We start from the raw sequence: 18,447 nt of genomic DNA, 5'->3' as shown, positions 1-18,447 counted from the left end.
GGATATGTCGGGAGATCTTGAGGACGCGATTCAGGCCTTCGAACGCCACCTCCGGGTCGAACGCGGCCTGGCGGCCAACACGGTCCGGGCCTACATGGGCGACATGTCCTCCTTGGCGGAACATCTCATCGACGTGGGCGTCGACCGGGTCGAACTGATCGACGTGGGGGTGCTGCGGGACTGGCTGGGCGAACAGCACGACACCGGCAAGTCCCGCGCGACCCTGGCCCGTCGCACGGCGTGCGCCCGAGCCTTCACGGCGTTCTGCCACCGGGCGGGGTGGCTGATGGCCGACCCGGGCCTCCTCCTCGGCACGGCTCGGGCCAGAAGGACCCTCCCGAAGGTCCTCGACCAGGCGGAAGCGGTACGGATGCTGGACCTCAGGCGACCCGACGGAGGAAGGGCTTCACGTGGTGGCGAGCGATCGGGTGGCGGCCTGCGGGGCGAGTCCGAAGGGGCCGACCTGAGCGGCTCGGCTTCCGAAACCGGCACTGCCCGAACAGGCCGGCCTCGCCTCAGCGATTCAGAACTCGACATGGCCCGTTCTTGCTCCGAGCAGTCCGGGTGCTGCGGTGATCTGCCGGGGCGGTCCGGACGCTTTGATGATCTACCCGGGCAGTCCGAGCATCGCGATGATCTACGTGGGCGGTCCGGGCGCCGCGATGATCAGCCTGAGCACTCCGAACGCCGTGTTACCACTGACCGCCCGGCTCCAGGTCTTGAAGTGGCCGAGCCGGCTGCTGGATATGGGGGCATCGCCTCTGCCGGAGGCGATCTCGGCGGTCGGCCGGTGTCACGCGCTTCGGATGGTGGAAGCCCGCCCTCCAAGTGGAGATCAACCGCCTCCCACGGCGTTTCTCGTGACCGGGAGCCGATCTCGGATGGCGATCCGGGACAAGGGCGCGGCACGGGATCGGAGCCCGCCGAGAACGACCCCCTCGTCGTGGCGAAGGAACTGCGGGACCAGGCTCTGCTGGAGGTGCTCTACGCCACCGGGATCCGGGTCAGCGAACTCTGCGGGCTCGACGTCGATGACGTCGACCGGCAGCGACGCACCATCCGGGTCCTGGGCAAAGGCGGCCGGGAGCGGGTCGTGCCACTGGGAATGCCGGCGCTCGACGCCGTGGACGCCTGGTGCGGGCGCGGGCGGCCCGTCCTCGTCTGCGGGCGCTCCGGCGCGGCGCTGTTCCTCGGGGTCAGGGGTGGTCGTATCGACCAGACCGCCGTGCGACGGGTCGTTCACGCCCGGCTGGGTGAGGCGGGAGTGCCCGACATGGGGCCACATGGCCTGCGCCACACGGCGGCCACCCATCTTCTGGAAGGCGGCGCCGATCTCCGCAGCGTGCAGGAACTACTCGGCCACGCGTCACTGGGCACCACCCAGATCTACACGCACGTCTCGATCGAGCGTCTCAGAGCCGCCTATCAACAGGCCCACCCCCGCGCTTGACCGGGGGAATCTGCCGAGACGCAGAGCCGCGATTGCCGACTCCGGTGGATCCAGCAGCCACACGATTCCCACACCCTGACGGCGACGCGTCCCATGTCGTCATGCCCGCATTCCGGCCGATCGGCTGTTGTGATGGCGGCCGATGCGAGAGAGGAGGCTCGTGCTGGTTGACCGACGCATCACGGAATGGCGGTCATGAAACCGTGAATGGCAGGCGGCGATGTTGCGCGGGACCGGCTCCTTCGCCGACTCGCCATACGAGCCGTCTCCACCGTTCCAGGGTGAACGGGGGTCACAGCGGGCGGGCGCCTCTCGTCAGTCCTCTCCGGTGGGAAGCAGCCTGACCTGTCCCAGGCCCATCAGAAGCAGCGGGTCCAGATACAGACCCCCACTCAGCAACCCCCAATGCAGGCACGTGGCCGGACAGTGCCCGTCAGCCCCGCCCACCGTCCCCAATACCTCTCCCGTCCGCACGGGCTGCCCCTCCGTCACCGCCGCGTCGACCGGCAGGTACGTCGTCCGCAGCCCGTTGGCATGTGCCACCGTCACCACCCCGCGCCCCGCCACCTTCCGCGCCACCGTGACCACCCCCTCTCCCGCCGCCAGCACCTCCTGCCCCGCCGTCGCGGGCAGGTCGACCCCGCGGTGCCCGGACAGCCAGCGTTCCGGCGGGGGAGTGAACAGGCGGCTGGGCCGGGGTTCGCCCACCAGAGGCCACCCCCACTGGCTCGCGATCAGGAGCGCCACCGATGCTGGGAACAACATGGGCCACAGCCTGGCCGAATCGTTGCCCCCGGCTACTTGTCGGCGGGCCGCTTGTGGAAAGCGTCCGAGGTATGTCCCGAGATGAGAGATCAATCTGTGGAACAGCTTGTGGATAACGTGGGGATGCGGTGACCGGCGACGTCATCCGCGAGCTCGGTCGGCTCGCCGGAGTGGATCTGGGCCACGTGAGGGTCACCGGCCGGGAGCCGGTCATGCCCTCGCCGTTCCGCATCGGGACCGCCGCGGCGGCCTCCGTCGGGGCGGCGACCGCGGCGGTCGCGACACTGACCGGAGACCACGGGCGGGCGGAGGTCGACATGAGACACGCCGCCGTCGCATTCCGCAGTGAGCGGCACTTCCGCATCGGGCACGCGGCGATCCCGCTGTGGGCGCCGCTCAGCGGCGACTACGCCTGCGCCGACGGCCGGGTCAGGATCCACGCCAACTTCGATCACCATCGGGACGCGGCCCTGGTCGCCCTCGGCCTCCCCCCGGGCGCCGGCCGGGAGGACGTGGAGGAGGCGTGCGGAAGACGTACGGGCATGGAGATCGAGGAGGCGGTCACCCGGGCCGGAGGGTGCGCGGCCGCGATGCGCGGCAGGGCCGAATGGGCGGAGCACCCCCAGGGGCGGGTGGTGGCAGAGCGGCCGCTTCTCACGCTCGACCGGCTTCCGGGACCGCCGCCGGAAGAGACGGGGATGCGGGTGGTCGATCTGACGCGGGTGATCGCCGGCCCGGTCGCGAGCCGGTTTCTCGCCTCGTGGGGTGCTGATGTCATGCACGTCTGCGGGTCAGGGGTTCCCGAGGTTCCCGGGCTGGTGCTGGAGACGGCCGCCGGGAAGCGGTCGTGCCTGATCGATCTGCCCGCCGGGGCCGACCTGCTCAGAGAGCTCGTCAGAGGGGCCGACGTCGTCATTCGCGGCTATCGTCCGGGGGCGCTCGACCGGCTCGGGTTCGGGGTGGCCGATCTCGTCGGGCTTCGGCCCGGTCTCGTCGTGGTCGACGTCTCCGCCTACGGGCCGGGGCCGTGGCAGGGGAGGCGCGGGTTCGACAGTCTCGTGCAGATGGCGACGGGGATCGCGGCCGAAGCCGGTCCGCTGCCGTGTCAGGCGCTCGACCACGCCACCGGCTATCTCGCCGCGTTCGCGGCGGTCGCGGGGCTCATCCGCCGGCGGCGGGAGGGCGGGTCGTGGCACGCGACCCTCTCGCTCGCCGCGACCGCTCACTGGCTGGACGCCCTGGGCCGCACTCCGCCGGGCGGCGAACCCGAGGTGGACGATCTGCTGGAGACCCGTGACGGCCACACCTTCGTCCGCCCGCCCGGCCTCATCGCCGGGCGGCCTCCGGCGTGGTCGCCTCCGCCGCGTCCCGGAGAACACGCGCCGGCCTGGTGAGACCCACGAGCGGCGAGAACCACAGGCAGGGGATCGTCAGCAGGGCCCCGGCGAAGCACACCCACATCGCCGGACGCAGGCCCAGGAGTTCTCCGGCCACCCCGCCGAGCAGGCCGCCGACCCCCAACGCCCCCTGCGTCAGGAAGTTGATCGACGCGTTGACCCGTCCGATCAGCTCGGGAGCGGTCTCCCGGAGGGACATCGCGCCCGAGCACACGCTGAAGCAGACCACGGCCACGCCCACCACGGCCTCGGCCGCGCCGATCAGCAACACGCACCACCACACCGGGCCGCTCACCGCCGCCATGACCAGGAACCCGAGCGGGAAGAACAACACGGCCCCGAGCAGCACCGCGGGGCCTCCGTGCCGCCGCGACAACGTGGGGGCCACGAACGCCCCGACGAGCCCGCCGGCACCGAAGCCCACCATCATGATGCCGACGAGCCCGCCGGGCAGTTTCAGCACGTGGACGGCGTACAGGACGTAGACGGCGAGCTGGGCGGCGGCGAACAGGTTGACCGTCATCCCGCACAGGGCCAGCGCCCGCAGCACCGGGTGGCGGGCCAGCGCGGACATGCCCTCCGCGATCTCCCGCCGCAGCGACCGTCGCAGCGACCGCGCTGGGGTCGCCGGGCGGTCCGGCTCCTCGGCGCGGATCGATCGCAGGAGCAGCGCCGACGTCACGAACGTCACGGCGTTCACCAGGAGGGCCAGCGGCGCCGACAACACGCTCACCAGGACGCCCGCGAGGCCGGGGCCGCCGAGCTGGGCGATGGAGAAGACCGACTGCATGCCGGCGATGGCCTCGGTCCGCTGGGGTTCGGCGACGACGCTGGTCAGGTGGGGCATGGTGAAGTTCCGGAAGGTCACGGTGCAGGCGCCGACCACCAGGGCCACGCCGATCAGCCAGTGGACCGTCAGCAGGCCGAGCAGCCAGGCGACGGGGATGGTGACGACGGCCGTACCGGCGACCAGTTCACACAGCACCAGCACGGGACGGCGGCGGCGGACGCGGTCGGCCCAGACCCCGACGGGGAGGCCGATGAAGAGGAACGGCAGTGAGGCGGCGGCGGTGAGCACGCCCATCTCCATCGGCGAGGCGGCGAGCAGGGTGACGGCGGTGAGCGGGACGGCGAGTCGGGAGACCTCGCTGCCGGCTTCGGTGACGGCACGGGCGGACCAGAGGAGGCGGTAGTCGCGCTGGCGGCGAAGGGGGATCATATTTGTGAAAGTACTCTTTCAGAGTTATGAAGGCAATGCTTCACATCTTCCGACGCCCTACCGTGGAGCCCCATGAACAGCCATCGGATGGTCACCGACGACGTCGGGCTGCTGCGCGCCATGGCCCACCCGGCCCGGCTGGCGATCCTCGGCCGCCTCCAGGAGGAGGGCCCGGCCACGGCCACCGAGTGCGCCGAGGTCGCCGGGTTGTCCCCGAGCGCCTGCAGCTACCACCTGCGCACCCTCGCCAAGCACGGCCTCATCGAAGAGGCCCCCGCGCGCGGCGACGGCCGCGAACGCGTATGGCGGGCGCTCCAGAAGGGCTGGGGCATGAAAGACCCCGAGAGCGGCGAGCTCACCGCCGAGCTCCTCGCCGCGCAGAGCGCCGTCATCCGGACCGTCCTCGACGAGGCGTCGCGGCGTCTGGCGGAATACCTGGCCCAGTCGTCGCGCGAGTCGGCCGACTGGCGTCAGGCGACCCGGCTGGCCCACCTGGTCCTCTACATGGACCCCGACGAGATCCGCGCCCTCGCCGAGCGCGTCGACGACCTCGTCGCCCCCTACCGCATCACCGACCGCGACCCGGAGACCGCCCCCAACGGCGCCCGCGTCACGGAGTTCCAGCTCCGGGTCTTCCCCCGGGCCCCGAAGAGGTCCTGAGGGTACGCGGGCAGGTCAAGTCGTCCACCGGTTCCGGGTAGACTGTCCGGTGGTCTCCGTTGGTGAGGCCGAATTCGCACGCCCACTCACGAAACGTCCTCTCGGTCCGCCGATAAGGCGGCTGGAACGGTTCGGGGCGTCAGGGCGCGGGCCGCCGGCCCGTGCGTATAACCGAGATCGTGGAGGACCATTTCATGGCCACCCCCGTCGTCACCATGCGACAGCTCCTGGAGAGCGGCGTTCACTTCGGCCACCAGACCCGCCGGTGGAACCCGAAGATGAAGCGCTTCATCTTCACCGAGCGCAACGGCATCTACATCATCGACCTCCAGAAGTCGCTGTCCTACATCGACAGGGCCTACGACTTCGTCAAGGAGACGGTCGCCCACGGCGGCACGATCATGTTCATCGGCACCAAGAAGCAGGCGCAGGAGTCGATCGCCGAGCAGGCGGCGCGCGTGGGCATGCCCTACGTGAACCAGCGCTGGCTGGGCGGCATGCTGACCAACTTCTCGACCGTCCACAAGAGGCTCCAGCGCCTGAAGGAGCTTGAGGAGCTCGACTTCGAGAACGTCGCCGCCTCCGGCCTCACGAAGAAGGAGCTGCTGCTCCGCCGTCGTGAGAAGGAGAAGCTCGAGCGCACCCTCGGCGGCATCCGGGACATGTCCCGCGTCCCGAGCGCGGTCTGGGTCGTGGACACTAAGAAGGAGCACATCGGGATCTCCGAGGCCAAGAAGCTCGGCATCCCGGTCGTCGCGATCCTCGACACCAACTGCGACCCCGACGAGGTCGACTACCCGATCCCGGGCAACGACGACGCCATCCGCGCCGTCAGCCTGCTGACCCGGGTGATCGCCGACGCGGTCGCCGACGGCCTCATGACCCGCGCCGGCGCCTCGCGCGGCGGCGACGACAAGCCGGCCGGTGTGGCCGCGGCCGAGCCGCTGGCCGAGTGGGAGCGCGAGCTGCTCGAGGGCACCCCCGCCGCCGAGGCCCCGGCCGAGGCCGCCGCCGAGGCGCCCGCCGCCGAGGCACCCGTCGCTGAGGCGCCCGCTGCCGAGGTCCCCGCCGCCGAGACGCCGGAGGCCCCGGCCGACGGTGACGAGTCGAAGGCGTAGTCCTTCCCCAAAGCTCTTCCGGGTGGGCGTGTCGGCACGATGACACGCCCACCCGCTCCACGACGAAACCCATGAGGAAATGACAATGGCTTCCGTGAACATGGCCGACGTCAAGCGGCTTCGCGAGCTGACGGCCGCCGGCATGATGGACTGCAAGAAGGCGCTGGAGGAGTCCGAGGGCGACTTCGACCGCGCGGTCGAGCTCCTGCGTCTCAAGGGCGCCAAGGACGTCGGCAAGCGCGAGACCCGCACCGCCTCCAACGGCCTGGTCGCCCTCAAGCAGGACGGCGACTCGTCCGCCGCTCTCCTTGAGCTCAACTGCGAGACCGACTTCGTCGCCAAGGGCGAGCGTTTCCAGGAAGTGGCCGCCCAGGTCGTCGCCCACATCCTCGCGACCAAGCCGGCCGACGTGGCCGAGCTGCTCGAGTCGAAGCTCGACGGCAAGACCGTCAAGGAGCTGCTCGACGAGACCAACGCGGCGCTCGGCGAGAAGATCGAGATCCGCCGGTTCTCCGTGCTCGAAGGCGGCTACATCGGCGCCTACATGCACAAGACCGACCCGCAGCTCCCGCCGGCCGTGGGTGTGCTCGTCCAGCTCGACTCGGCCAACGCCGAGGTCGCCAAGGACATCGCGCAGCACGCCGCCGCGATGGCGCCGAAGTACCTCGACGCCGACGACGTGCCCGCCGAGGTCATCGAGAAGGAGCGTGCGCTCTTCGAGGAGATGACCCGCGAGGAGGGCAAGCCCGAGCCCGCGATCGCCAAGATCGTCGAAGGTCGCGTCAACGGCTGGTACAAGGACTTCACGCTGCTCCAGCAGGCGTTCGTGAAGGACAACAAGAAGTCGATCAAGAAGTACGCGGACGAGGCCGGCGTCAAGGTCCTGGCCTTCACCCGCTTCAAGGTCGGCCAGGCATAGTCTGGGGCTGTCACCCGAGGTCGTCCCGTAATCATGCGGGACGACCTGTTCAGCCCGAAATCCACTGAGGAGGCCGCCGCCGTGCAGGAGAACACCGAACCCGCCCCGGCGGCTTCGTCGTATGACGGGCCGCTGCGCTGGAAGCGGGTCATGCTGAAGCTTTCCGGCGAGGCGTTCGCCGGAGGGGATTCCCTGGGCATCGACCCGGTCGTCGTGGCCAAGATCGCCGACTCGATCGGGGAGGCGGTTCGCGACGGCGTCCAGGTCTCGGTGGTCGTCGGCGGCGGCAACATGTTCCGGGGCGCCGCGTTGTCCGAGCGCGGCATGGACCGGGCCCGCGCCGACTACATGGGCATGCTGGGCACCGTCATCAACTGTCTCGCGCTGCAGGACTTCCTGGAGAAGCGCGGCGTGGAAACGCGCGTGCAGACCGCCATCACGATGCAGCAGGTCGCCGAGCCGTTCCTGCCCCGCCGGGCGATCCGCCACCTGGAGAAGGGCCGCGTGGTCATCTTCGGGGCCGGGCTGGGCTCGCCCTTCTTCTCCACCGACACCTGCGCCGCCCAGCGCGCGCTGGAGATCGGCGCGGAGGCCCTGCTGAAGGGCACCCAGGTCGACGGTGTCTACGACGCCGACCCCCGGAAGAACCCCGACGCGGTCCGGTTCGACCGGCTCGAATACGGCGAGGTCCTCACGCGTGACCTCGCGGTGATGGACGCCACGGCCATCAGCCTGTGCAAGGACAACGGCCTGCCCATCGTGGTGTTCGAGCTGATGGGCGAAGGCAACATCCTGCGGGCGGTCCGCGGAGAGAAGATCGGCACGCTGGTGAGTCCGGCAGGGAAATAGGGAGCCAACAGTGATCGAGGAAACCCTCTTCGAGGCCGAAGAGAAGATGGACAAGGCGGTGACCGTCGCGAAGGAGGACTTCGCGGCCATCCGCACCGGCCGGGTCACCCCCGCGATGTTCAACAAGATCAATGTTGACTACTACGGGTCGCTCACGCCGGTCCAGCAGCTCGCCTCCTTCCACGTCCCCGAGGCGCGCATGGTGCTGGTGCAGCCCTACGACAAGGGCTCGATGAGCGCCATCGAGAAGGCGATCCGCGACAGCGACCTGGGCGTCAACCCCGGCAACGACGGCAACGTCATCCGCGTGGTGTTCCCCGAGCTCTCGGGCGAGCGCCGCAAGGAGTACATCAAGATCGCCCGGACCAAGGCCGAGAACAGCCGCGTGTCCATCCGGAACATCCGGCGGCACGCCAAGGAAGTGCTCGACAAGCTCGTCAAGGACGGCGAGGCGGGCGAAGACGAGGTCCACCGCGCGGTGAAGGAGCTCGACGACCTGACCCAGAAGCACGTCGCCAAGATCGACGAGCTGCTCAAGCACAAGGAAGCCGAGCTGCTCGAAGTCTGACGAGCACCATCGCGATCCTTGCCCCGGTAGTGCAAGGGGCAGGGATCGCGCGCATGTAGGGAGTAGGACATCTTGGACGGAACGGTGTCACCCCCGGCGGGCGGGAGCCGTACCGGACGGAACCTGCCGGCGGCGATCGCATCCGCGCTCGGGCTGGCGGCGGTGATCCTCGGATCGCTCTACCTGTACAAGCCCGCGTTCCTCGTGGTCGTCATCGCCGCCGTCGGCGTGGGGATCCACGAGCTGGTGAAGGGGCTGGCCACCCGCGACATCCACGTGCCGCTGGTCCCCGTCCTGGTGGGCATGGCGGCGATGGTCTCCGGGGCCTACTACTTCGGGCCGGGGGTCTTCCTCGGCATCTTCGCGATCACCGTCATGGGCGTGCTGGGCCGGCGGTTGTTCCAGGGGTCCGACGGCTTCGTCCGCGACGCGACCGCGACGGTCTTCATGGTGGTCTACCCGGCGCTGTTCGCCGGGTTCGTGGGCCTGCTTCTGGCGCCGCCCGACGGCGCCAACCGGGCGCTCATCTTCGTGGCCGTGACGGCCTCCTCCGACATCGGCGGGTACGCCGCCGGCGTCCTCTTCGGCAGGCACAAGATGTCGATCATCAGCCCGAAGAAGACCTGGGAGGGCTTCGCCGGTTCGGCGGTCGCCTGCGTCGCGGTCGGCGGCTGGCTGGTCGCCTGGTTGCTGAAGGGCGAGATCTGGCAGGGCGCGCTGCTCGGCGCCGTGGTGGTCGTCTGCGCCACGGTGGGCGACCTGATCGAGTCGGTCATCAAGCGCGACCTCGGCATCAAGGACATGGGCTCGGTGCTGCCGGGCCACGGCGGCATGATGGACCGCATCGACTCGCTGCTCTTCACCCTGGTGCCCTGCTGGCTCCTGCTGGCGGCCTTCATCCGCTAGATGCGGTGGAAGGCGCTCAGGCGGGCGGCGACGACGTCGTGGCCGCGTTCGGCGGCGACCTTGAGCTCGCCGTCGGTCACCGGAACCAGCCAGAGCCACCGCACCACGTCTCCGGCGACCTGGAACCCCGACAGGTCGGGCAGGCCGCGAGGGGCCGCCAGCATCATCACCCCTTCGTAGCCGCCGGGGATGGGGAAGGTGCCGGGCTGGTGATACCAGCGGGCCGTGTGGCCGTCGCCGAGCCAGGTCACCGAACGCCACGGATATTGACCCAGCCACAGGAACAGCCGCGCCGCCGACCGGGGGTCGCCCCGGGTGGCGACCGCGAGCTCGACGCGGGTGGGGGTGTCGTAGAGCTCGGCCGATGGCATGCGCTGGCAGCTCATCCCCACCGTCGACAGGACCGTGAAGTCGCGGCCGTAGGCGGGCGGGCGTTCGGTGACCCCGAGGGCGGGCAACCGGCCGCCGCTCGCGTCCCAGAAGCGGCCCGGAGGGCCCAGCCGCCCGTCGAGGTGGCCCATCACGAACTGCTGGAACGACGCCCACGACGACTCGCCGGCCCGCCACTGCCAGTAGGCCTCCGCCTTGGCGACCCGGGGGCTCAGGCCTTCGAGCGCCTCCGGCAGCGCCCAGGCGAACGGCCACTCGCCGACGGCGTCGCGCGCGTAGCCGGGCATGCCACGTTCCAGATCGGCCCAGCCGGGGATCACGGCCAGCAGGCCCTCGTCGTCGTAGAGGGCGACGCCGTCACCCTCCTCGAACCACAACACCCGCAGCCGGGAGGCGTCGAGGTGGGCGGTGCCGAAAGGGCGGCGGGTGCCCGCTCTGGGCATGACCGGGGGCCGGCCGGTGTTGAGACGGGCGTGGTCGAGTGACATCGGGGCGGTCACGTGGTTGGCCAGCCAGACGGCTCCGCGGACGGATCCGGCCGGGTCGCGCAGGTAAGCTACCGAGGACACCTGATCGCGCTCGACGGTAAGGGTGCGGCTCCCGTAGGGATTGGTGCTGGTGAGCACGATGGTGCTGTCCACGCCTCACCTCCCAGATCAGGACTCTAAGCCCGGTGCCGCCCGGCCGTAAGAGCAGTCGTCGTTTTTGAGATCGTGAGGGTTCGTTATGTCCGAGGCCGCCCCCAAGGCCGGTCAGCTCACGTTCGTCGCGCCGCGACGGGCGAAGCCGCAGCGCCACCTGGCCGACCTGACCATGGCCGAGCGCCGTGCCGCCGTCGCGGAGCTGGGTGAGAAGCCGTTCCGGGCCGACCAGCTCTCGCGCCACTACTTCGCCAAGCTGACCGGGTCGCCCGAGGAGATGACCGACCTCCCGGCCGCCTCCCGCGAGACGCTCGGGCAGTTGCTGCCGTCGCTGCTGACCTCGGTCCGCGAGATCACCTGCGACGACGGCATGACCCGCAAGACCCTCTGGAAGCTGTTCGACGGCTCCCTGGTCGAGTCGGTCATGATGCGCTACCCCGACCGGGTCACCATGTGCGTCTCCTCGCAGGCCGGGTGCGGCATGAACTGCCCGTTCTGCGCGACCGGCCAGGCCGGGCTGACCCGCAACATGTCGACCGCCGAGATCGTCGAGCAGGTCGTCGCCGGGCAGCGGGCGCTGACCAGGGGCGAGGTGCCGGGCGGGCCCGGCCGGGTCAGCAACATCGTCTTCATGGGCATGGGCGAGCCGATGGCCAACTACAAGGCCGTGATCGGCGCGGTCCACCGCATGGTCGACCCGTCGCCCGAGGGCCTGGGCATCTCCGCGCGCGGCGTCACCGTCTCCACGGTCGGCCTCGTCCCGGCGATCGAGAAGTTGTCCAACGAGGGCCTGCCGGTGACGCTGGCCGTCTCGCTCCATGCCCCCGACGACGAGCTGCGCGACACGCTGGTCCCGATCAACACCCGCTGGAAGGTGGCCGAGGTTCTCGGCGCGGCCTGGGACTACGCCGCCAAGACCAAGCGCCGGGTCTCGATCGAGTACGCCCTCATCAAGGACATCAACGACCAGGAGTGGCGGGCCGACCTGCTCGGGAGGCTGCTCAAGGGCAAGCTCGTCCACGTCAACCTGATCCCGCTGAACCCGACCCCGGGCTCGAAGTGGACGGCCTCGCGGCCGGAGGACGAACGGGCCTTCGTGCGCCGCCTGGAGTCCCACGGGGTCGCGGTGACGGTCCGCGACACCCGTGGCCGTGAGATCGACGGCGCCTGCGGCCAGCTCGCCGCGGCTAACCCCTGACCTGGCGTACCGCCGCATATCCGGCGAGCCCGGCCGCGCTCCAGGCGAGTGCCGACGCCACGATGACCACCAGCCGGTCGGGCAGTTCGTGGTGGTGGGCGGCGTTCATCCAGTCCAAGACCGGCACCGACGCCCACGGGCTCGCCGAGCTGAGCAGCAGGATCGCCAGGTAGCCGCCGACCAGCACGGCGGCCGAGGCGGCGGGGGAGGCCAGCACCGGGCGGCTCGTCAGGGCGCCCAGGGTGGTCCCGGCGAGCACGGCCAGCACGTGCAGCCCGGCGCCGTAGCCGAGGTCGGCCGCGCCGGGGGTCTCGGCGAAGCCGGCGAACAGCGGGAACAACACGGCGACCAGCGCCAGCGCCGCGGTCAGCAGCAGCGCGGCGAGCAGCCCGGCCACGAGTTCGCGGCGGCGGCCGACGGCGGTGATCGCGATGAGGCGCTGTTCGTCGGGCTCGGTGTCGAGCAGGCCCCGGGCCGCCCAGGCGAAGACCAGCATCAGGATGCCGGCCGAGTCGGAGTAGCTGGGGAGTTCGCCGCCGGCGGGGACGCCGGTGGCGTACAGGATCGACAGGACGGCGAGCAGCCCGAGCACGGGCTGGAAGATCCGGTGCGACCGGACGTAACCGGACAACCGGAATGAGACCAGGGGAATCATGAGACCTCGTGGCCTTCCGCCCGGAGCCGGGCCGCCAGTACATCCGCCTTCGACCGCGGCAGCTTGATCGTCAGAGTGGTCAGTGGATCGTCCTCGAAGACCGGCGCGGCTTCGGTGATCTTCCCGTCGCGCACCTCGTAGCGGGTCACGCCCGGCACCGCCCGCAGGTCGCCCTGGTGGTCGCTGGCCACGACGATGCCGCCGCGCGCGGCGATCTCGGCGACGATCACCGACAGTTCGGCGCGGGCGGTCGCGTCGAGCCCGGCGAACGGCTCGTCGAGGATCAGCAGGCCCGGCTCCCCGGCGAGGGCCTGCGCGAGGCCGACCTTGTGGGCGCTGCCCTTCGACAGGTCGGGCAGCATCTGGCCGAGCAGGTGGTCCATGCCGAGCCGGGCGGTCAGCTCCTCGGGCACGACCACCCGGCGGACCGCCGCCATGTGCCGCAGGTAGGCCGCCACGGTGAACGGCTGGGCCGAGGGGAACCGTTCCGGGGCGTAGCCGATGACCGCCGGGCGCTCCTCGATCCGGCCTTTGACCGGCCGCAACAGGCCCGCGAGCAGCCGCAGCAGGGTCGACTTGCCGGTGCCGTTGGGCCCGGTGATCTCGGCCACCGCGCCGCGGGCGAGGTCGAGGGAGGCGCCGGAGAGCACCCAGGGATCGCCTCGCCGGTAGCGGAAGGAGACGTTGGTCGCACGCACTTCCCCGATATTAGGTGGATTGTGTCCGTTGCCTGATTCATCTCGATAATGTGCGGCATGCTTCGCACACGAATCTCCGGCGCGGCGCTGCTCGCGGTCGCCGCGTTAGTCGCCCCCTCAGCCCCGGCATGGGCCGACGCTCATTCCCCGGGCTCCTCCGGTGTGGGCGACCCCTACTTTCCGCACGCCGGCAACGGCGGTTACGACGTCCAGCACTACGACCTGAAGCTGCGTTACACCCCCAAGTCCGGCAGGCTCGACTCCACCGCGACGATCACCGCCACGGCCACCAAGGGCCTGTCGCGCTTCAACCTCGACCTGTCCGGGCTCACCGTCCGGTCGGTCACCGTCGACGGGAAGAAGGCCAAATGGTCCCGTAAGGGCCAGGAGCTGACCGTCACCCCGAAGAAGGGCATCGACGACGAGGCCACGTTCAAGGTCGTCGTCGAGTACGACGGCAGGCCGAAGCCGGTCGACGACGCCGAGCTCGGCGTCACCGGGTTCATCCGCACCAAGGACGGCGCCGTCGTCGTCTCCCAGCCCGACGGCGCCCGCACCTGGTTCCCCGCCAACGACACCCCGCGTGACAAGGCCACGTTCTCGTACGAGATCAGCGCCCCCGTCGGCCTCACGGTGCTGGCCAACGGCGAGCCGCAGAATTCCGGCATCGTCCGGGTCAAGAAGGGCTACGTCGTCTCCCGCTGGCAGATGAAGCAGCCCATGGCCCCCTACCTCGCCATGATCGCCATCGGCAGGTACAAGGTCAGCGAGGGCATGGCCGGTGGCGTCCTGAACATCACCGCCTACGACCCGGCACTGGCCAAAACCTCCAAGCACCTCCACAAGGAGACCGCCGAGGCGACCAAGTGGGGCGTCGAGCACTTCGGCCCCTACCCCTTCGGCTCGACCGGCGGCATCGCCGACAAGCTCGACGTCCACTACGCCCTGGAGACGCAGGGCCGCCCGGTCTACGACGGCGACGCCAGCGACGATCTGCTGATCGTCCACGAGATCGCGCACCAGTGGTTCGGCAACAGCGTCGGCCTGGAGTCGTGGAACGACATCTGGCTGAACGAGGGCCTGGCCAGCTACGCCGAATGGCTCTACGAGGAGACCCACAACGGCCCGAAGGCCCAGGCGACCTTCGAAAAGCACTACAAGAACACCGGCAAGTTCTGGGACGTCAAGACGGGCGCCCCCGGCAAGAAGAACATGTTCGACTGGGAGGCGATCTACCTGCGCGGCGCGATGACCGTCCACGCCCTGCGCACCGAGATCGGCGACGAGACCTTCTTCGGCCTGCTGAAGGAGTGGGCGGCCCGCAACAAGCACGAGACCGCCACCACCAAGGACTTCATCGCCCTCGCCGAGGAGCTCAGCGGCAAGGACCTCGGCCCGCTGTTCAAGAAGTGGTTGTACGTGGCCAAGAAGCCCGCCCTGTAACGAGCACGGGGGCGGGCCTCCGGACAGGGCCCGCCCTCAGCCCGTCAGCTTGCCGATCTGGTCGATCAGCGTGAGCACCGAGAAGAACCCGAAGAAACCGAACGTCAGCAGCACCGCGACCATCCGGTGGCCGCGGATCCTGATCGCCTGGGGCACCATCCTGCGGTTGAGGACCGCCAGCAGCGCCGAATAGACGAACATCATGATCCCGCCGACGCTGGAGGAGATCACCAGCAGCGTGATGGGCTGGTCGAACCCGATCGTCAGCATCAGAATCCCGAAGATCACGATGAACCAGACGACGAGCGAGTAGATGCGGCTCTCCGTCCACCGCGCCGAGGCGGGCAGATAGACCGTCTTCACCACGTCGGCGACCATCCGCCCGACGTAGTCGCAGATGCCCATCGAGGCGGCGAACAGCGACAACGCGCCGATGGCCCAGAAGAACGTGCCGAACCAGTTCAGCCGCTCGTTCAGCACCTCGCCCTCGGCCTTGAGGAAGGTGATGTCGTTGGCGACGCCCGAGCCGAAGACCGTCGAGTAGGCCAGCATCGACATCAGGAAGATCGTGAAGATGGTGATCGCGACGAACGAGATGAGCTGCTCGGCGTTGGCGACCCGCCACCAGCCCCGCCACCGCGACAGGTTCTCCTCGGTGGGCTCGAAGGTGTAGCCGGTGGCCGGCGCGGCCTGGTCCTCCCCGGTCACCGGCGAGACCAGCCGGGGGATCCGGGCGCCCATGCCCATGTTCTTGTCGCGGATCCAGTTGCTCTGCACGAGGTTCTGGCCGCCGCCCGCCCCCGCGAAGGCCAGCGCGCCGAGGACCAGCGCCGCGCCGAGCTGGCTCGGCACCGTCCCGATGCTCGTGACCGCCTCGCCCAGTCCCCGGTACGCCTCTCCCGAGATCGCCACGAACAGCGCGACGACCAGGAACACGAGCACGGCCGCGACCTTGACGAACTGGGTGGCCTCGACGGTCCGGTAGACGACGGGGGAGAGGGTCAGCGCGATCCCGATGATCACGAGCTCGATCACCGCGATGACGGTGACGTCCCCCCGGCCGGCCGCGTAGGTGAACACGGTGGCGCTGGAGGTCGCCCACCCCGGCCAGATGTTGGCCAGCAGCGCCATCACGGCGAATACGATCCCCCAGTGCCGCCCCAGCCGCGAGAACCCGGTGAGCGCGGTCTCCCCGGTGGCCAGGGTGTAGCGCTCGATCTCCATGTTCAGGAAGTACTGCGCCACCACCCCGACGACGGCCGCCCACAGGAACACCAGGCCGACGTTGGCGGAGATGTAGGGCCAGATGACGAACTCACCCGAGGCGAGCCCGACCCCGGCCGCGATCACCCCCGGACCGAGGACGCGGCGCAGCGGCTGGGGCTCGGGTAACTGGGCGACCTTGAACGCGGGCATGCTGCTCATGGCCGCCGTCGCTACCCGCACAGACGCCTTTCAGGCCTGTCAGGAAGGTGCGGTCAGTGGGTGCCCCAGGAGTACGTTTGTTTGTGCAGCTTCAGGTAGACAAAGGTCTCGGTGGCCCTGACCGCAGGGATCGCCCGGATTTTGCCAAGAATTTCCAGGAGGTGCTGATCTCCCTCACACACGACCTCGACCATGATGTCGAGCGAGCCGGCCGTCAGGACGACGTAGTCGACCTCTTCGATCGAGCCGAGCTCGTCGGCGACGGCCTCCAGGTCGCCTTCGCACTTGATGCCGATCATGGCCTGCCGGGGGAACCCGAGAGTGAGAGGGTCGGTGACCGCCACGATCTGCATGACACCGGCGTCGAGCAGGCGCTGGACGCGCTGGCGGACGGCCGCCTCGGAGAGCCCGACGGCCTTCCCGATGGCGGCGTACGGCTTGCGGCCGTCGGCCTGCAGTTGCTCGACGATCTGCTTGGAGATCTCGTCGAGCACCACGGGGCCGTTCCTGGTGGTCCGAACCTTCGACGTGGTCATCCCCGCATAAGCCCTTCATGTTTCCGACATGTTGCCGCCTAGGTGCGACATGTTGTCAGTTCAGCGTCCCTTGTCAAGCGATTCCGTAGCAATTTGATATCTTTCGCTACGAAATCCCTTGTCGTTGTCTGATATGTCTGTCAGAGTCGCGACAACTTTGAACACCTTCACAGGAGGTCGAAGTGACCACCCGCCTGCAGAACTACATCAACGGAAAGTTCGTCGACGCCAGGAGCGGGCGCTTCTCCGACGTGGTCGATCCGAGCACCGGCGAGGTCTACGCGCAGGCCCCCCTGTCGGGACAGGAGGACGTCGACGCGGCCTACGAGGCCGCCGCGGCGGCGTTCGAGACCTGGGGACAGACGACTCCGGGTGAGCGGGCGAACCTGCTGTTGAAGATAGCCGACGCCATCGAGGCGCGCGCGGACGAGATCAACCAGGCCGAGTGCCGCAACACCGGCAAGCCCTACGCTCGCATGAGCGAGGACGAGACCCCGGTCGCGGCCGACCACTTCCGCTTCTTCGCGGGCGCGGCGCGCACGCTGGAGGGCCCGACGGCGGGCGAGTTCCTCGCCGACCACACCTCGGTCATCCGGCACGAGCCGGTCGGCGTCATCGGCCAGGTCACGCCGTGGAACTACCCGATGATGATGGCCGTCTGGAAGATCGCCCCGGCGCTGGCCGCGGGCAACACGATCGTGCTGAAGCCGTCGGACACCACCCCGGTCTCCACCGTCAAGCTGGCCGAGATCATCGGCGACGTCCTCCCGGCCGGCGTGTTCAACGTCGTCACCGGCGACCGCGAGACCGGCTCGCTGGTCATCGCCCACCCGACCGCCTCGATGGTCGCGATCACCGGCTCGGTCGGCGCGGGCATGGCCGTCGCCAAGAGCGCGGCCGACGACCTCAAGCGCGTCCACCTGGAGCTGGGCGGCAAGGCCCCGGTCGTGGTCTTCGACGACATCAAGGACATCAAGGCCGCCGCCGAGGCCATCGCCGGCGCGGGCCTCTACAACGCCGGGCAGGACTGCACCGCGGCCTGCCGCGTGCTCGTCCACGAGTCGATCCACGACGAGTTCGCCGAGGCCCTCAAGGAGGCCGCCGCCGCGACCGTCACCGGCACCGGCGACGACGCCTTCTACGGGCCGCTCAACAACCCGAACCAGCTCGCCCGGGTGCAGGGCTTCTTCGAGCGCCTCCCCGGGCACGCCACCGTGCTCACCGGCGGCGAGCGGGTCGGCGAGGCGGGCTACTTCTTCGCCCCGACCGTGGTCGACGGGCTGAAGCAGGACGACGAGATGATCCAGACCGAGGTCTTCGGCCCGGTCATCACCGTGCAGACCTTCACCGACGAGGCCGACGCCCTGGCCAAGGCCAACGGCGTGCAGTACGGCCTGTCGAGCTCCGTCTGGACCTCCGACCACGGCCGTGCGATGCGCATGTCGAAGCGGCTCGACTTCGGCGTCGTGTGGGTCAACACCCACATACCCTTCGTGTCGGAAATGCCCCACGGTGGCTTCAAGCACTCGGGATACGGCAAGGACCTGTCGGTCTTCGGCCTGCACGACTACACCCGCGTGAAGCACGTCATGCACTACATCGGCGAGTGA

General features: G+C 69.6%; 18 protein-coding genes and 1 pseudogene. 12 read left to right on the top strand and 7 right to left on the bottom strand.

Features of this window, described 5'->3' with window-relative positions; translation table 11 throughout:
• Nucleotides 1–4 precede the first annotated feature (4 nt).
• Nucleotides 5–265, top strand: a pseudogene (locus tag AW273_RS38325) (site-specific integrase); the annotation flags it as partial.
• A 270-nt stretch (nucleotides 266–535) separates the two neighbouring features.
• Nucleotides 536–1,450 carry a tyrosine-type recombinase/integrase gene (locus AW273_RS39465; protein ID WP_083949485.1) on the top strand — a complete coding sequence of 305 codons (915 nt, stop codon included), beginning with the start codon at nucleotides 536–538 and terminating at the stop codon, nucleotides 1,448–1,450.
• A gap of 315 nt (nucleotides 1,451–1,765) precedes the next feature.
• Here AW273_RS39465 and AW273_RS00305 read toward each other — a convergent pair whose 3' ends face one another.
• Complete coding sequence (locus AW273_RS00305; RefSeq protein WP_062344041.1) at nucleotides 1,766–2,215, bottom strand: M23 family metallopeptidase; 450 nt, start codon at nucleotides 2,213–2,215, stop codon at nucleotides 1,766–1,768.
• 128 nt (nucleotides 2,216–2,343) lie between these two features.
• Here AW273_RS00305 and AW273_RS00300 point away from each other — a divergent pair, with 128 nt between their 5' ends.
• Nucleotides 2,344–3,609, top strand: a complete 1,266-nt coding sequence (locus AW273_RS00300; RefSeq protein WP_062344039.1) for a CoA transferase — start codon at nucleotides 2,344–2,346, stop codon at nucleotides 3,607–3,609.
• Here the strand turns inward: AW273_RS00300 and AW273_RS00295 are convergent.
• Nucleotides 3,542–4,831, bottom strand: a complete 1,290-nt coding sequence (locus tag AW273_RS00295; protein WP_063909797.1) for an MFS transporter — start codon at nucleotides 4,829–4,831, stop codon at nucleotides 3,542–3,544. The two genes, AW273_RS00300 and AW273_RS00295, sit on opposite strands and share 68 nt — an antisense overlap.
• Nucleotides 4,832–4,903: 72 nt before the next feature.
• Here AW273_RS00295 and AW273_RS00290 point away from each other — a divergent pair, with 72 nt between their 5' ends.
• From AW273_RS00290 to AW273_RS00265, 6 genes are all read left to right on the top strand, one after another.
• A complete protein-coding gene (locus AW273_RS00290; protein ID WP_063909796.1) occupies nucleotides 4,904–5,491 on the top strand; it encodes a helix-turn-helix domain-containing protein in 588 nt (195 codons plus the stop codon).
• Nucleotides 5,492–5,685: 194 nt separating this feature from the next.
• Nucleotides 5,686–6,609: a 30S ribosomal protein S2 gene (gene rpsB / locus AW273_RS00285; protein WP_062345324.1), complete on the top strand. Its 924-nt coding sequence runs from the start codon at nucleotides 5,686–5,688 to the stop codon at nucleotides 6,607–6,609.
• Between the two features lie 85 nt (nucleotides 6,610–6,694).
• Nucleotides 6,695–7,528 (top strand): translation elongation factor Ts, encoded by an 834-nt coding sequence (gene tsf, locus AW273_RS00280; RefSeq protein WP_062344035.1) that lies wholly within the window; start codon nucleotides 6,695–6,697, stop codon nucleotides 7,526–7,528.
• Nucleotides 7,529–7,561: 33 nt separating this feature from the next.
• On the top strand, nucleotides 7,562–8,377 hold the full coding sequence (pyrH, locus tag AW273_RS00275) for a UMP kinase (protein WP_439648613.1): 816 nt from the start codon (nucleotides 7,562–7,564) through the stop codon (nucleotides 8,375–8,377).
• Nucleotides 8,378–8,387: 10 nt separating this feature from the next.
• Complete coding sequence (frr, locus tag AW273_RS00270) at nucleotides 8,388–8,945, top strand: ribosome recycling factor (RefSeq protein WP_083949405.1); 558 nt, start codon at nucleotides 8,388–8,390, stop codon at nucleotides 8,943–8,945.
• A 72-nt stretch (nucleotides 8,946–9,017) separates the two neighbouring features.
• Nucleotides 9,018–9,851 carry a phosphatidate cytidylyltransferase gene (locus tag AW273_RS00265; protein WP_232326996.1) on the top strand — a complete coding sequence of 278 codons (834 nt, stop codon included), beginning with the start codon at nucleotides 9,018–9,020 and terminating at the stop codon, nucleotides 9,849–9,851.
• Here the strand turns inward: AW273_RS00265 and AW273_RS00260 are convergent.
• Entirely contained in the window at nucleotides 9,848–10,882 is a 1,035-nt protein-coding gene (locus AW273_RS00260) for a suppressor of fused domain protein (RefSeq protein ID WP_062344033.1), read from the bottom strand. The two genes, AW273_RS00265 and AW273_RS00260, sit on opposite strands and share 4 nt — an antisense overlap.
• Before the next feature lie 85 nt (nucleotides 10,883–10,967).
• On the opposite strand from AW273_RS00260, the gene rlmN reads away from it, so the two are divergent.
• On the top strand, nucleotides 10,968–12,080 hold the full coding sequence (gene rlmN / locus AW273_RS00255; protein ID WP_062344031.1) for a dual-specificity RNA methyltransferase RlmN: 1,113 nt from the start codon (nucleotides 10,968–10,970) through the stop codon (nucleotides 12,078–12,080).
• Here rlmN and AW273_RS00250 read toward each other — a convergent pair.
• Both AW273_RS00250 and AW273_RS00245 read right to left on the bottom strand, forming a co-directional pair.
• Nucleotides 12,070–12,735, bottom strand: coding sequence for a hypothetical protein (locus AW273_RS00250; RefSeq protein ID WP_062344028.1), 666 nt, complete (start codon nucleotides 12,733–12,735; stop codon nucleotides 12,070–12,072). The genes rlmN and AW273_RS00250 overlap by 11 nt on opposite strands.
• A complete protein-coding gene (locus tag AW273_RS00245) occupies nucleotides 12,732–13,433 on the bottom strand; it encodes an ABC transporter ATP-binding protein (protein ID WP_062344025.1) in 702 nt (233 codons plus the stop codon). Before AW273_RS00245 ends, AW273_RS00250 begins: the two co-directional genes overlap by 4 nt.
• Before the next feature lie 57 nt (nucleotides 13,434–13,490).
• On the opposite strand from AW273_RS00245, the gene AW273_RS00240 reads away from it, so the two are divergent.
• Nucleotides 13,491–14,876 carry a M1 family metallopeptidase gene (locus AW273_RS00240; RefSeq protein ID WP_062345316.1) on the top strand — a complete coding sequence of 462 codons (1,386 nt, stop codon included), beginning with the start codon at nucleotides 13,491–13,493 and terminating at the stop codon, nucleotides 14,874–14,876.
• A 36-nt stretch (nucleotides 14,877–14,912) separates the two neighbouring features.
• Here AW273_RS00240 and AW273_RS00235 read toward each other — a convergent pair whose 3' ends face one another.
• Nucleotides 14,913–16,301 carry an Nramp family divalent metal transporter gene (locus tag AW273_RS00235; RefSeq protein ID WP_062344023.1) on the bottom strand — a complete coding sequence of 463 codons (1,389 nt, stop codon included), beginning with the start codon at nucleotides 16,299–16,301 and terminating at the stop codon, nucleotides 14,913–14,915.
• Between the two features lie 53 nt (nucleotides 16,302–16,354).
• Nucleotides 16,355–16,837, bottom strand: coding sequence for an Lrp/AsnC family transcriptional regulator (locus AW273_RS00230; protein WP_062344021.1), 483 nt, complete (start codon nucleotides 16,835–16,837; stop codon nucleotides 16,355–16,357).
• A gap of 182 nt (nucleotides 16,838–17,019) precedes the next feature.
• Between AW273_RS00230 and AW273_RS00225 the strand changes: the two genes are divergently transcribed.
• Entirely contained in the window at nucleotides 17,020–18,447 is a 1,428-nt protein-coding gene (locus AW273_RS00225; protein ID WP_062344018.1) for a gamma-aminobutyraldehyde dehydrogenase, read from the top strand.

It is taken from the genome of Herbidospora yilanensis, from assembly GCF_001570565.1.
Lineage (GTDB): Bacteria > Actinomycetota > Actinomycetes > Streptosporangiales > Streptosporangiaceae > Herbidospora > Herbidospora yilanensis.
Note: the sequence above shows the minus strand (reverse complement) of the source record. Positions and strands in the feature narration are given on the sequence as shown.